At 64.4% G+C, this 13,862-nt stretch carries 13 protein-coding genes; 3 read left to right on the forward strand and 10 right to left on the reverse strand.

The window, feature by feature from the left end:
• Positions 1 to 187 precede the first annotated feature (187 nt).
• The 3 genes from ppk2 to D769_RS00425 all read right to left on the reverse strand — a co-directional run bounded on the left by ppk2 (position 188) and on the right by D769_RS00425 (position 3,886).
• Positions 188 to 1,138, reverse strand: a complete 951-nt coding sequence (ppk2, locus tag D769_RS00415; protein ID WP_008640944.1) for a polyphosphate kinase 2 — start codon at positions 1,136 to 1,138, stop codon at positions 188 to 190.
• Between the two features lie 94 nt (positions 1,139 to 1,232).
• A complete protein-coding gene (locus D769_RS00420; protein ID WP_008640945.1) occupies positions 1,233 to 2,273 on the reverse strand; it encodes a transporter in 1,041 nt (346 codons plus the stop codon).
• Between the two features lie 68 nt (positions 2,274 to 2,341).
• Complete coding sequence (locus tag D769_RS00425; protein WP_008640946.1) at positions 2,342 to 3,886, reverse strand: sigma-54-dependent Fis family transcriptional regulator; 1,545 nt, start codon at positions 3,884 to 3,886, stop codon at positions 2,342 to 2,344.
• Between the two features lie 235 nt (positions 3,887 to 4,121).
• Here D769_RS00425 and D769_RS00430 point away from each other — a divergent pair, with 235 nt between their 5' ends.
• Together D769_RS00430 and D769_RS00435 are read left to right on the forward strand one after the other, a co-directional pair.
• Positions 4,122 to 5,513: a GntP family permease gene (locus tag D769_RS00430; RefSeq protein ID WP_008640947.1), complete on the forward strand. Its 1,392-nt coding sequence runs from the start codon at positions 4,122 to 4,124 to the stop codon at positions 5,511 to 5,513.
• 9 nt (positions 5,514 to 5,522) lie between these two features.
• Positions 5,523 to 6,299 carry a 3-hydroxybutyrate dehydrogenase gene (locus tag D769_RS00435; RefSeq protein WP_008640948.1) on the forward strand — a complete coding sequence of 259 codons (777 nt, stop codon included), beginning with the start codon at positions 5,523 to 5,525 and terminating at the stop codon, positions 6,297 to 6,299.
• A 66-nt stretch (positions 6,300 to 6,365) separates the two neighbouring features.
• Here the strand turns inward: D769_RS00435 and D769_RS00440 are convergent, their stop codons facing one another.
• The 3 genes from D769_RS00440 to D769_RS00450 are packed head-to-tail and all read right to left on the reverse strand — an operon-like array spanning position 6,366 to position 9,180.
• The gene (locus D769_RS00440) at positions 6,366 to 7,463 is read right to left on the reverse strand and encodes a Zn-dependent alcohol dehydrogenase (RefSeq protein ID WP_008640950.1); all 1,098 of its coding nucleotides are present in this window, start codon (positions 7,461 to 7,463) and stop codon (positions 6,366 to 6,368) included.
• Positions 7,464 to 7,495: 32 nt separating this feature from the next.
• On the reverse strand, positions 7,496 to 8,164 hold the full coding sequence (locus D769_RS00445; protein WP_008640951.1) for a TetR/AcrR family transcriptional regulator: 669 nt from the start codon (positions 8,162 to 8,164) through the stop codon (positions 7,496 to 7,498).
• Entirely contained in the window at positions 8,161 to 9,180 is a 1,020-nt protein-coding gene (locus D769_RS00450; RefSeq protein WP_008640953.1) for a ferredoxin--NADP reductase, read from the reverse strand. Before D769_RS00450 ends, D769_RS00445 begins: the two co-directional genes overlap by 4 nt.
• Positions 9,181 to 9,352: 172 nt before the next feature.
• Between D769_RS00450 and D769_RS00455 the strand changes: the two genes are divergently transcribed.
• A complete protein-coding gene (locus D769_RS00455) occupies positions 9,353 to 10,435 on the forward strand; it encodes a ferritin-like domain-containing protein (RefSeq protein WP_008640954.1) in 1,083 nt (360 codons plus the stop codon).
• Positions 10,436 to 10,519: 84 nt separating this feature from the next.
• On the opposite strand, the gene D769_RS00460 is transcribed toward D769_RS00455, so the two are convergent.
• The 4 genes from D769_RS00460 to D769_RS00475 form a co-directional block, all read right to left on the reverse strand.
• A complete protein-coding gene (locus tag D769_RS00460) occupies positions 10,520 to 11,854 on the reverse strand; it encodes an MFS transporter (RefSeq protein WP_008640955.1) in 1,335 nt (444 codons plus the stop codon).
• Positions 11,855 to 12,026: 172 nt separating this feature from the next.
• Positions 12,027 to 12,770 carry a TetR/AcrR family transcriptional regulator gene (locus tag D769_RS00465; protein ID WP_152414893.1) on the reverse strand — a complete coding sequence of 248 codons (744 nt, stop codon included), beginning with the start codon at positions 12,768 to 12,770 and terminating at the stop codon, positions 12,027 to 12,029.
• Between the two features lie 158 nt (positions 12,771 to 12,928).
• Entirely contained in the window at positions 12,929 to 13,507 is a 579-nt protein-coding gene (gene sodB, locus D769_RS00470) for a superoxide dismutase [Fe] (RefSeq protein WP_008640957.1), read from the reverse strand.
• A gap of 129 nt (positions 13,508 to 13,636) precedes the next feature.
• Positions 13,637 to 13,862 (reverse strand): exodeoxyribonuclease VII large subunit (locus tag D769_RS00475; RefSeq protein ID WP_008640958.1); only part of this gene is annotated, 226 nt, incomplete at its 5' end.

Raw genomic sequence — 13,862 nt, forward strand, 5'->3', positions numbered from 1 at the left:
GGTAGACGGTCCCCAGTGATGCCGACGCGCCCTTGCGCGTCGTCCCCGGGGTCACCCTTGGATATCGACGCGCCCATGGCTGCGCTTGAGACCCGAATCACCCCGGTGCAGCGCAAGATTTGCGATAACGCAGGGTATCGGTCATCTCGGGAGCGCCGCGGCCGGGGTCCGGCCGCGGCGTCCGGTGTCAGTAGATTTCCGGCACGATCATGTTGCCCGGCACGGGATGCCGCACGTAATCGGCATGACGCTCCCGCTCGGGCAGCAGGACGCTCTGCTGTTGCGGCTCCACGTACGGCATCTGCTGCAACAAGTGATGGATACAGTTCAGGCGCGCGCGCTTCTTGTCGACCGCCTGCACCACCCACCACGGCGCCTCGTCGATGTGCGTGCGCTCGAGCATCACTTCCTTGGCGCGCGTGTACTCTTCCCAGCGACGGCGTGACTCCAGATCCATCGGGCTCAGCTTCCACTGCTTGAGCGGATCGTGGATGCGGCTCAGGAAGCGCAGATGCTGCTCGTCGTCCGTGATCGAGAACCAGTACTTGATGACCTGGATACCAGAGCGCACGAGCATGCGTTCGAACTCAGGCACCGAGCGGAAGAACTCCTCATACTGCTCGTCGGTGCAGAAACCCATGACGCGCTCGACGCCCGCGCGGTTGTACCAGCTACGGTCGAACAGCACCATTTCGCCGGCAGCCGGCAGATGCGACACGTAACGCTGGAAGTACCACTGCGTGCGCTCGCGATCGTTCGGCGCCGGCAGCGCGGCCACGCGGCAGACACGCGGATTGAGGCGTTGCGTGATCCGCTTGATCACACCACCCTTGCCCGCCGCATCGCGCCCTTCGAAAAGGATGACGACCTTGTGGCCGGTTTCCACCACCCAGCTCTGCAGCTTGACCAGTTCGCCCTGCAGGCGGAACAGTTCACGGAAATAGCGATGGCGTTCGGCGCGCTCGATATCGTCGCCGTTGAGGTTGCTGTTGTCCCCCGGGCCACCAATATCGCCATCCAGCACACGCTGGACCAGTCCCGGGTCACGATCTTCGAGTTCGAGTTCGAGCTCTTCGTCATAGTAATCCGCCACTTCCTGGTGGATGCGGCGGATCAGCGCCTCGTCGTTGTAATCCATGGCTTTCCTCCATCACGTACGCCGGACTGACGTACGGCCGTGCGCCGGAAATCGTACGCTTTCAGTGTGGCACTTGCATGAATCGACTGCCAGCCTACTCGGCCTGCTTGCGGAATGCCCAGCGCCCGGCCAGCACCGTGAAGCTGGCCACCAGCACCACAAGCACCCAGAAGCCGTGCGGATGATCCGCCAGAGGAATCCCGCCCACGTTCATGCCGAAGAAGCCGGCCACGATGTTGATCGGCAGCGCCAGCACGGTAACCAGCGTCAGCGTGAACAGCGTGCGGTTGGTCTGTTCGTTGAGCTTGGCGGCGATCTCTTCCTGCAGCAGCTTGATCCGCTCCACCAGCGCGGCAAGGTCGTTCAGCACCAGCGAGAACTCTTCGGTCGACTCGCGCAGCTCGCGCAAATCGCCTTCGAGGAGCCACGCCGGCGGACGGTTCAGCAGACGGAACAGCGCGCCGGGCTCCGGCGCCAGCAGGCGCTGCAGTCGCACCAGGCCACGACGCATCGCGCCCAGGTCAGCGCGGTTCGAGTGCAGCCGCTGGGACAGCAACTGGTCCTCGATCTGGTCGACATTGATACCGGTCTCGCGCACGATCTGCACGAGCACGTCGGCCTGATCGCGCAGCAGGTGCACCACCAGATCCAGCGGCGAGCGGAATGGCTCGCCCCTGCGCACCGCGGCGCGCAGGCGGTCCACCGACCGCAGTGGCCGTGCGCGGGCCGTCACCAGCAGCCGGTGATCGGCATGGGCCCACAGCGTGGAAATGTCAGTGGAGACCACGCCGAAGTTGTAGATCACATCGTTGACCACGGCCAGCAGCGCATCGTCCTGGCGCTCGATACGTGTCGAATGCGAGCCCTGCCGCAGCGCTTCGAAGAAGTCTTCTGGCAGGCCGAGCTGGCCTTTCATCCAGCGCTCGCAGGCGCTGTGGGACAGGTTGAAGTGAAGCCAGAGAAACGGCTGGTCGTGGCGTGCCGTGGTCGGCGCGGCATTGCCGTTCTGACGCAGCCAGGCCGCCGCGCCTGTCGAGTCGATCTCCCGCAAGGGCTGCCCCGGTTCGAACAAGAAACCGCTGACCAGACCGACCGGATCTGACCCGTAGCCCGACTCGACAATGCCCGATTGCATGAAGACTCCCGTGGATCGAAATAACTGTGTGACGCGCGACGTTAGCATGGCGCCGTGACGCCCCGGAACTACCTGGCCTTTCCGGCCGCCAGCTTCTTGTAGAACGCCGCGCGGCTGAGCCCGATGCGGGCGGCGGCCTCGGCTACGCGGCCTCCGCAGGCGTCCAGCGCCTGATGCAGGAAGGCCGCTTCGAACTGCGCCATGGCGTCGGCATAGGATTGCGCGGGCGCCGCGGTCTGAACGCCGGGGACGTGGGCGATGGCCACGTCTGCTGCCACCTCCGGCGGCACGGGTGTCTCCGGAATCACTGTCGTCGGACGGCGTGCGGATTCCGGTGCCGATTGAGGGCCCGCATGGACGGCGGACGGCACGCGCCCCAGCCCAAGCAGCGGCGCCAGTGTCGCGGCGTCGATCGCATCCTCGTCGCACAGCATCACCACACGCTCCAGCACATTGCGCAGTTCGCGCACGTTGCCCGGCCAGTCGTACTCGCCGAGCAGCTTCAATGCGTCCGCGCCCAGCCCCATCGGCTGCCGGGCCGCCTTGATGCAGAGTTCCTCGATCATTGCGTAGGCCATCGGCACCAGATCGCCCAGTCGCTCCCGCAGCGGCGGCAGGTCGATGGTCAGCACGTTGAGCCGGTAGTAGAGGTCCGGGCGGAACCTGCCTGCCGCCACCAGCCCCGGCAGGTCGGCGGACGTGGCAGCGATGATGCGCACATCGGATCGCACGATCCGGTTGGAGCCAAGTGGTTCGAACTCTCGATCCTGGAGCGCGCGCAGCAACTTGCTCTGCAGCGCGAGCGGCATGTCGCCGATTTCATCGAGAAACAGCGTCCCGCCATCGGCCAGTTCGAACTTGCCGACGCGGCCTTTGCGGTCGACGCCGGTATAGGCACCCGGCGCGGCGCCAAAGAACTCCACTTCGAGCAACGTGTCGGGAATCGCCGAGACATTGACGGTCACGAGCGGCTTTTCGGCACGCGCCGAACCCGCGTGAATGCCGTGCGCCAGCAGCTCCTTGCCGGTGCCGGTCTCGCCGAGCAGCAGCACTGGCGATTCCACCTGGGCCGCCCGGCGCGCCTGACGCTTGACCTCCTGCGCCGCCCGGCTGGTGCCGACGAAGCTCGCGAAGGTGTACTTGGCGCGGCGCGCCTGATCCAGCGATCGCCGCGCGGCAGCCAGTTCGGCCTGCACCCGCGCGTAATGGGCATAGATCGGCGTGAGGGCCTTGAGTTCGTCGAACAATGCGAAGCCCACACCGCCGATGGTCCGACCCTCGTCGTCCTTGATCGGCAGCCGCGTGACGATCATCGGCTCGCGCCCTGTCTCCAGGATGTCCAGCAGGATCGGCTTGCCGGTTGTTACGACCTCGCGCATCAGGCTGTGCGGGATCACCTGCTCGCAATCAAGCCCGATCGCGTCCTGCGGATTACTGAAGCCAAAACGCGCCGCGTAGCGCTTGTTGATCCACACCACGCGTGCCTGGTCGTCCACGACGAAAGTCCCCTCGCTGAAATTCTCGAAGGTGCGGAAAAGCGACTCCATGGCCCGCCGCGCGACATCGTCGTAGTCGAGCAGCAGCGCGCCGCCCGGTTCGGCGATCTTGTGCATGTTCTCGTTTTTCGATTCTCGATTTGGAGACGCGAAGTGTCTCATATTGGAGACTTATAGGTCTCCCGGGAGAACCCGACATCTCCATCGGGAGACATTCTCCATCAAACCGTCATGAATATGCCGTATAGATAACTTATAGCGTGGGCATGGAACGTGCTGAACAAGCGGCCCCCAAAAGTTGCCCCTTGCGCCACATCCAGGGGGTATCCAATAACAAGTCTTCGGAGACCTCATGTCTTTCGTCATCGTGCTCGCCGCCCTGGCGTTCCTGATGTTCGCCGCCTATCGCGGCTACAGCGTCATCCTGTTCGCACCGATCGCCGCGCTAGGCGCAGTGCTGCTGACCGACCCGTCGGCCGTCGCGCCTGTGTTTTCCGGCATCTTCATGGAGAAGATGGTCGGCTTCGTGAAGCTCTACTTCCCGGTGTTCATGCTGGGTGCCGTGTTCGGCAAGGTCATCGAGCTTTCGGGCTTCTCCGAGTCGATCGTCGCCGCGGCGATCCGCTATATCGGCCGCTCGCGCGCCAATGCCGTGATCGTGGCGGTCTGCGCACTGCTGACCTACGGCGGCGTGTCGCTGTTCGTGGTGGTGTTCGCGGTCTACCCGTTCGCCGCCGAGCTCTATCGCCAGAGCAATATCCCGAAGCGCCTGATGCCGGGCGCCATCGCACTGGGCGCGTTCTCGTTCACGATGGATTCGCTGCCGGGCACGCCGCAGATCCAGAACATCATCCCGACCACGTTCTTCAAGACCACCTCGTGGGCCGCGCCCGTGCTGGGCGTGGCGGGCTCGCTGTTCATCATCATCGTTGGCCTGTCGTACCTGGAGTGGCGCCGCCGCGTGGCCGCCGCCAATGGCGAGGGCTACGGCACCAACCTGCTGAACGAACCGCAACGTGTGGAAGGCGGCAAGCTGCCGCCGCCGCTGCTGGCCATCCTGCCGCTGATCGTGGTGGGGGTGTCCAACTTCTGGCTCACGCGCATGATTCCGCTCTGGTATGGCGAGGCCAACAGCGTGTCGCTGCCCGGCCTGGCCAAGCCGGTGGAAACCAAGATCGCCAGCGTGACCGCGATCTGGGCAGTGGAAGCCGCGCTGCTGCTCGGCATCGTAGTGGTGCTCGTGACCGCATTCGGCGCGGTGCGCTCGCGCTTTGCCGAAGGTACCAGGAGCGCCGTGTCCGGTGCGCTGCTGGCCTCGATGAACACCGCATCGGAATACGGCTTCGGCGGCGTGATCGCCGCGCTGCCGGGCTTCCTGGTGGTGAGCGATGGGCTGCGCAGCATTCCCAATCCGCTGGTCAATGCGGCGGTGTCGGTCAGCACGCTGGCGGGTATCACGGGGTCGGCATCGGGCGGCATGAGCATCGCGCTGGCCGCCATGTCGGACGTCTTCATCCAGGGCGCGCACGCCGCCCAGATTCCGCTGGAAGTCCTGCACCGCGTGGTGTCGATGGCCAGCGGCGGCATGGACACGCTGCCGCATAACGGCGCAGTAATCACGCTGCTGGCGGTCACCGGCCTGACGCATCGCCAGTCGTATCGCGACATCTTCGCAATCACGATGATCAAGACGATGGCGGTGTTCTTCGTCATCTTCGTGTTCTACGCTACCGGTCTGGTCTAAGGAGCGGCAATGGTCAATCTGCAAGGCAAGACCGCGCTGGTCACCGGCTCCACCAGCGGCATCGGACTGGGCATCGCCGAAGCGCTGGGCCGCGCTGGCGCGAACATCGTGCTGAACGGCTTCGGCGATGTCGACGCGGCGCACGCCACAATTGCGGCGACTGGCGCGCAATTGGCCCATCATCCGGCGGACATGCGCAAGCCCGATGAGATCGAAGCGATGATCGCCATGGCACGGGATCGCTTTGGCGCCGTGGACGTGCTGGTCAACAACGCCGGCATCCAGCATGTGGCGCAGGTAGAGGACTTCCCCGCGCAGAAGTGGGACGACATCCTTGCCATCAACCTGACGTCGAGCTTCCACACAACCCGGCACGTGGTTCCCGCGATGCGAGCCCGTAACTGGGGTCGTATCGTCAATATCGCGTCGGTGCACGGGCTCGTCGGCTCAGCCGGCAAGTCCGCCTACGTGGCGGCCAAGCATGGTCTCGTCGGGCTGACCAAGGTCACCGCGCTGGAAACGGCCGGTACCGGCATCACCTGCAACGCGATCTGTCCCGGCTTTGTGCTGACGCCGCTGGTAGCGGCGCAAATCGATGCGATCGCGAAGCGAGACGGCATTTCGTTGGAAGCGGCTCAGGCACGGCTGCTGTCGGACAAGCAACCCTCGGGGCAGTTCGTCACGCCGGAGCAGTTGGGCAATCTGGTGCTGATGCTCTGTTCGCCGTTCGGCGATCAGGTGCGCGGCGCAGCCTGGGCCATGGACGGCGGCTGGACCGCGCAATAGCTGTAGCAGTTAGGACACCGCGCGCCACGCCGCATCCGGCATGGCGCGCGGCAGATGGGCGGCCTCTTACAGCCCGCCTACGCCAGGGAACGTGATCACGCTTCGCGCCACACTTCCCGACTGCATCGCGATGAACCCCTCATTGATGTCCTCCAGCGAGATCCGCTGCGAAATCAGATCGTCGAGCAGCAGCTTGCCCTGCATGTACAACTCGACCAGTCGAGGGATATCCAGACTCAGGCGGTTCGAACCCATGAACGAGCCCTGGATGCGCTTCTCTTTCAGGAAGTCGAGTGCGGGCAGTTCGATCCTCGCATCAGGACGGAACAGGCCGATCACCGTCGCCGTGCCACCGGGGGCCAGCATCGCGTAGCACTGCTCGGCGGTCTGCTTCAGGCCGATGCATTCGAAGGCGAATTCGGCACCGCCGCCGGTCAGTTGCATCACCTGCGCTACCGGGTCTCCATCGCCCGCATTGACGACGTCGGTCGCCCCGAACTTGCGAGCCAGTTCCAGCTTGGCAGGCAGCATGTCCACGGCGATCACACGCGACGCGCCGGCAATCGCCGCGCCGTTGATCACGGAGAGCCCGACGCCGCCGCAACCGACCACCACCACGGTGCTGCCCGGCGGCACCTTCGCGCTGTGGAAAACCGCACCCGTGCCAGTAATGACCGCGCAGCCGAGCAACGCCGCGCGATCGAGCGGCATATCGTCACGAATCTTCACCAGCGCGTTCTCGTGCACGAGGATCTCTTCGGCGAAACCGGAAAGATTGAATACCTGGCTGAGCGGATTTCCCGCCAGGCGCAGACGGTTGGCCTTGCCCGGCGGAAGCTTCACCTCCGGGTTCTGGCACAGCACCTGGCGGCCCGCCGCGCATACCGAGCAGTGGCCGCAATAGACCGACAGGCAGCCCACCACATGATCGCCCGCCTTCAGTCCGGATACCTGCGAGCCAACGGCCTCCACCACACCCGACACCTCGTGCCCAAGCACGGCAGGCAGCGGTAGCGGATAGGTGCCCTGCATCATGTGAAGATCGCTATGGCACAACCCCACAGCCGCCGTTCGCACCCGCACCTCGCGCGGACCCGGTTCGGCAATGGCAACGTCATGGATCACGAGCGGCGCGCCTGCTTTTTCCATCACTGCGGCTTTCATCTTCTGTGTCTCCTTGGTTGAATCAACTTGCTTCATGGAGCCGGGACGTGCGGCGGCCCGGCCAGATAGCGTTGCAGCATCGCGGCAAGGCGAGGCTCGAGCGCCGCGTCCTCCATGCCGATGCCATGCGGCACTTCCAGCGCGATGCTCGTGAGGGTACTGACCACCAGCCGGATCGCCATCCGGATCTCGTCCTCGGCCCAGTCGCGCCCTTCCGCGCGCAGATGGCCGGACAGGCAGGGCACCATCACATCGAGAATGCGCTGGTTGGCATCGCGAATGGGCCCCCATAACGGTCCACCGCTGGCGGCATGTCGCAGGTAGGCCGCGAACACACCAGCATATGAGCGGAAGGTGGCAACGTAGAACGCGATGATGCGTGCGCAGATGGCATCAGCCGGTCCGTCATGCCAGACCGGGTCTTGCGCCATCTGCGCATCGAGCCCGGCCCGGAGTTCGGTCAGCATATCCTCGAGCACCAGCGCGCAAAAGGTCTCCTTGTCGCGAAAGCGTGTGTAGAACGCGCCAACCGACGTGGAGGCCGCCTGGGTCAGCTCGGCCAGCGAGAAGCCGGTCAGGCTGCCGGATGCGTTGATCAACCCTCGCCCCGCCGTAAGCATGGCCCGCAGGGAGGCCTCGCTGCGCTCCTGGCGCGGCGTGCGCAAACCTTCCACGGTCTGCATCGGAATGATCGGATTCATACGTCGTAGGTGATGATCAATGATCGATCGTGACGCGGACGCGCCTGGCACGCCAGTATCCAGCCGGCGGCAAGTTCGTCGGGACTGAACACGTCGTTGTGCGCGTGGGCGACTTCGCCATCGAGGCATTTTGCCGCGCACGATCCGCAGTAGCCTTCCTCGCACGCGTACGGCACATCGAGCCCGGCCTCCAGCATGGCCTGCAGGAGCGACTGGCCGCCCTCCACCCGCACCGTATGCTGTTCGCCCTTGATCGTCACGCGCGCATCGCATGAGGCCATCGCTGCCGTGGCGGTAACCGCGGCGCTGGCGACCACGGGCGCGGCGTCGAAACGCTCCAGGTGCACACGCCCACCTGCCACGCCGGCTTCGCCCGCGGCCTGCTGAATCATGGCCATGAACGGCGCGGGACCGCAAAGATAAAGGTGGAAGTCCGCATTGCGGCGCAGCATTTGTCCGAGGGTCTGCGCGTCGGGGATGCCGTGTTCGTCATCGTAGTGCCACCGGACCGCGAGCCGCTCCGGATGATCCGCCACCAGCCTGGCAATGGCCTGCCCGAAGATGACGCTCGCGGCATCACGATTCGCATAGAAGAGCGTGATGTGGCGCGTGGTCGTGGCTAGCGCGGAGCGAATCATCGACAGGACGGGCGTGATGCCACTACCCGCCGCGCAGAACACCAGCGGCGCCGCGCCATCGTCACACACGAAGCGCCCGGTGGGCGCGCTCACTTCCAGCACGCTGCCGGGGCCGACGTGCGCGTGGAACCAGTTCGACACCCTGCCTCGCGCGACCCGCTTTACCGTCACTACCGGTAGCCCAAGGGACTCCGGAGCACTGGACAGCGAGTAGCTGCGCATCAGGGTTTCCCCGCCGACGTCCACCCGGAAGGTCAAATGCTGCCCCGCACGATATCGAAACGCGCCGCGCAGCGGCTCGGGTATCGCAAGCGCGAACGAACGTGCGTCTTCGGTCTCCGCAACCACATCGGCAACGGTCAGGCGATGGAACTGCATCCGCGTCTCCTCGTTCTGCGGAACCTGTATCGGCTCCTTGCATTAATCAGAAACAGAATTATTCTTCTGTTTATAGTCGGAAGCCCCCGCAAGAACAAGGCCGATCTTCCCGGCTCCGGCGCAGCAGGTCACGATGATCGGCCAAACCCCAAGGCAAGCCAAAGGAGACGTCATGACATCGATGCACCGTTACACCCTGCCTGTGGACCAGACCGGCTGGTCCGTCGGCAGCCAGGTAGCGACAGAGTTCAACTGGGAATACGACAATGGGTCGTCCAAGCTGCTGCAGCTCTACGAGACGAGCAAGAAGCAGCAGTGGAACGCGAGCGACCGGATCGACTGGTCCCAGGAGCTGGACCCGGAGAACCCGCAGGAACTCGATGACCGCATGATCCCGATCTACGGCACCAAGCTGTGGGACAAGCTGGGCCACCACGACCGCATCGAGGTACGCCGCCACCAGCAGGCGCATTCGCTGTCGCAGTTCCTGCATGGAGAACAGGGCGCATTGATGGTCTCCGCGCGCATCGTGCAGATGGTGCCTGGCATGGATGCCAAGTTCTACGCAGCCACGCAGACGATGGACGAAGCCCGCCACGTCGAAGCCTATTCGCGTCTGCTGCATGAGAAGGTCGGCCTGCTCTATCCCATCACGCCCGGTCTGAAGTCGCTGCTGGAAACCACGCTGACCGATTCGCGCTGGGACTTCTGCTACCTCGGGATGCAGGTGCTGGTGGAAGGGCTGGCGCTCGCCGCCTTCCAGCGCATTCGCGACTTCGCGAAGAACCCGCTGGCTGCTTCGATCAATGCCTACGTGATGCAGGACGAGTCGCGCCATGTCGCCTTCGGCCGCACCGCGCTGCGCGGCTACTATCCGCAACTGACGGAGGCCGAACAACGCGAACGCGAGGACTTCGTGATCGAAGCCTGCCAGTTGATGCGCGAGCGCTTCGACCAGAAGGAAGTCTGGGGCCGGCTGGGCCTGCCCGAGGACGAATGCGCGCAGGCGGTACGCGATTCGGAAACCATGCGACTGTTCCGCCAGCGCCTGTTCAGCCGGATCGTGCCGACGGTCAAGGACATCGGTCTGTGGAGCCAGCGCGTGCAGGACGCGTTTGCCGCCATGGGCGCGATCGAGTTCGCCAACGTTGACGTCGAAGCCCAGTTCGCCAACGATCACAAGGTAGCCGAGGAATTCGACGCGCGCCGCCATGTGATGGACACCATCAAGCAGGCCACCGACAGCGCGCACTGAATCCGCGCAAGTGAAAAAACCCGGCAAATACTTGCCGGGTTTTTTTTCGTGCCAGAGATTCGCCGGCAAGCCGGCCTCTGTTCGTTAGCCTTGCAGCCGTCGCAGCGAACGCTCGGGATGCTGACCCAGCCAGCTCATCACGAATCCCGTCAGCATCACCGCGCCGCCCAGTGCAAAGCCAAGTTCGTATCCATGGGCAAGGTCGCCCGGATGCGCCTGCACGAACCATCCCATCGTGATCGGCGCGATGGCGCCCGCACAGGTGGATATCGCGACATTGAGCGCGACGATGGCGCTGCGTTGTGCGTCGGGCGTAATCTCGGCCAGGATCGCCGGGCCGAACGAGAACACCATGTTCGGCAGCGTGGCCGCAGCGGTGAGCAATACCAGCCGATAAGGCGTCGGCATCGGCACGAATGCAGGCACCAGCAGGCCCAGCCCGCCCACGCCGACGCAAACGGCGCCGAACAGCACGCGGGCCACACGCGTGGATGCGCCACGCTGCAACATGCGCTGCGAGAGCCAGCTCAGCGTCATGCTGATGGGGATACCCGCGGCAACCTGCACGGCGAACACCTTGCCCGCGCTGATGCGATCGAAGCCGAGCGCCTGCTCCAGATAGGAAGGAATCCAGGTCAGCACCAGCGCAAGACTCCAGTACGCCGTGAAGCCGACGAAACAGGCCGACAGAATCGTGGGGTCGGTCAGCAGCTTGCGGTAAGGCACACGTCGCGGCAAGGTATCAGCGCGCGCGGGCCCGTCATCGGCGGCGGCCGAACTCAGCGTGCCCTCGCGGCCGAAACAAAGCCAGCCCAGCCCCCACACCGCCGACGCAATCGCCAGCATGATGAAGTTGGTGCGCCATCCCCAGTTGTGCGAGACATAGGGCACGAGTAGGCCCGCCAGCAGCAGCCCGATGACCGCGCCCTGGTTGATCAGCGTCACCGGCAGATTGCGCTTGTCATGCGGGAACCACTTGAACAGGGCATGTGCCGAGACCGGAAAGCTCGGTCCCTCGCCCGCGCCCAGCGCTACCCGCGAGGCCAGCAGCACCCATGACTTCGACGCGAAGGCGACCGGAAGCTGGACCACCGACCAGATGAACGCCATGCACAGCAGGATCCATCGCGAGGCCACCCGATTACCGATGAAGCCGACCACGACCGCCGACAGCGAGAACAGCCAGAAGAAGCTGCCGGCGATCACGCCGAAGCTCGTGGGCGTCAGATGAAAATCCTCCATGATCGGCACGGCCAGCATGCCCAGCACGACCTTGTCGAGGAAGTTGATGGCGGAGAAGGCAGTCAGCCAGATGGCGATGGTCCATGCCTTGCGTGGCTGATAGACATTGGCCGGGCCGCTTTCCTCAGCCTCTTGCGGCAACACACTGCCTCGTGACGATGTCAACGCTTCTGCCATATTCGTAGTCTCCTTGCGTGCTCGCGCGCGCACCGGGGGCGTGCCGGAAGGCATGTGCCATCCGACCGGATTACGAACGGTAGTGCTATTTTTCGGTTCAGACAGCAGAGGGCAAATACTGATAGGGTTTCGCTCGGGAAACGCCTAACGCGAGACGCGCGATAACTGGAGGCTAGCGCTTGCTGCGGCGAGGCGCCGCGGATGCTACAGGCGCGACTGCCTCAGGCAATCCGAGGTAGCGGACCATCATGCGATTCAGGTGCAGCGCCAGAGCATCGTCATCGAGATGCAGCGGCCCCGGATCGTTGAGCAGGATGTTGGCGAGCGTGCCCACCATGAACTGCAGCGCGGCGCGGACTTCAAATTCCGCTGTGTCCTGGGGCCGATCGCCCAGCTGCGCTGCGAGCGACGGCACGACCAGCCCGTAGATCCGCCGGTTGGCATCGCGCATCGGGTTGTCGCGCGCGTCACGCGCCGAGTAGTGCCGCAGGAATCCCCTGAACAAGCCACGATTCAGCCGAAACTGGCCGACGTAGCCGCTGATGATGCGCTCGACGATCGCCTGCGCGGGACCCGCCTGCCAGACAGGCTCCTCGTCGATCGAGCGTTGCATGACGTCCTCCGCCTCGCGCAACGCCACTTCGAGCACATAGCCGAGAAAGGCCTCTTTGTCCTTGAAACGCCCATAGAACGCGCCAATCGACGTGCCCGCCCTGGCAACGGTCTCGTTCAGCGAAATGTCGTCGAGATTGCCGCGCTCCTCGGCTAGGGCGCGGCAGGCCGCCACCATCTTCTCCAGACTCTTTTCGCTACGCGACTGCAACGGCGGACGCACCACCTCTTCGGCGCCTCGCTTGGCCGACCGGGCGCGGGATGCGGTAACGGACCGGGTCGAGGGCTTGGTAGGCGTGGGCATGACAGTGGGTGAAGGCCGTTCGGGAACAGTGTGGATTATGCGGCAATTCACCCTGTGCTCAGCACGATGAACTGGCCTCTGTTCATCACCCGCGCCCCAAAAAACAAGGCCCTCGCTAAGGAGGGCCTTGTTACTCAGCTTCGACTCGCCGAATTCGCTCAGGCGAAGTTCTTCGACGCGAAGTCCCAGCTCACGACGTTCCAGAATGCCTCGACGTACTTCGGACGGGCATTGCGGTAGTCGATGTAGTAGGCGTGTTCCCACACGTCGCAGGTCAGCAGCGGCTTGGCGTCGGTGGTCAGCGGGGTGGCGGCGTTGGAGGTCGACACCAGGTCCAGCGAGCCGTCGGCCTTCTTGACCAGCCAGGCCCAGCCCGAACCGAACGTGCCCACGGCCACCTTCGTGAATTCTTCCTTGAACTTGTCGAACGAACCCCACTTGGCGTTGATCGCGTCAGCCAGGGCGCCGGTCGGCTGGCCACCGCCGTTCGGCTTCATCGATTCCCAGTAGAACGTGTGGTTCCACACTTGGGCAGCGTTGTTGAAGATGCCGCCCGACGACTTCTTGACGATCTCTTCCAGCGATGCGCTCTCGAACTCGGTGCCCTTGATCAGGTTGTTCAGGTTCGTGACGTAGGTCTGGTGATGCTTGTCATGATGGAACTCCAGGGTCTCCTTGGAGATATGCGGAGCGAGGGCATCATGCGCGTACGGGAGAGAAGGGAGCTTGTGTTCCATTGTTCTGTCTCTGCGGTTTGTGGTGGGGAGAACTGCCGATTGTAGGTGACTTGCCAGACCCGCGCAAACGACGCCGGAAAGCCCCCTGCCCTCATGTTAGTTTCCCCGGCACAGGGCCGGGGGCAGTTGTCAGAAGCTTGCCAGCTTGGCCTGCACACCGGCGATTTCGATGTCGGCAACCCCGTCCGCCAAATGGGCCTCCACAATGCTGCCCGCACGCAACTCGACCGGCGACCGCAGGGCGCGGCCACGATTGTCAAGCAACACCGCATAGCCGCGCTCGAGCGTGCGTTGGGGCGCCAGCAGCTCCAGCGCACCCGACGCACGCGCCAGGCGTGCCGTCTCGCGCTCATGC

Source organism: Cupriavidus sp. HMR-1, from assembly GCF_000319775.1.
GTDB lineage: Bacteria > Pseudomonadota > Gammaproteobacteria > Burkholderiales > Burkholderiaceae > Cupriavidus > Cupriavidus metallidurans.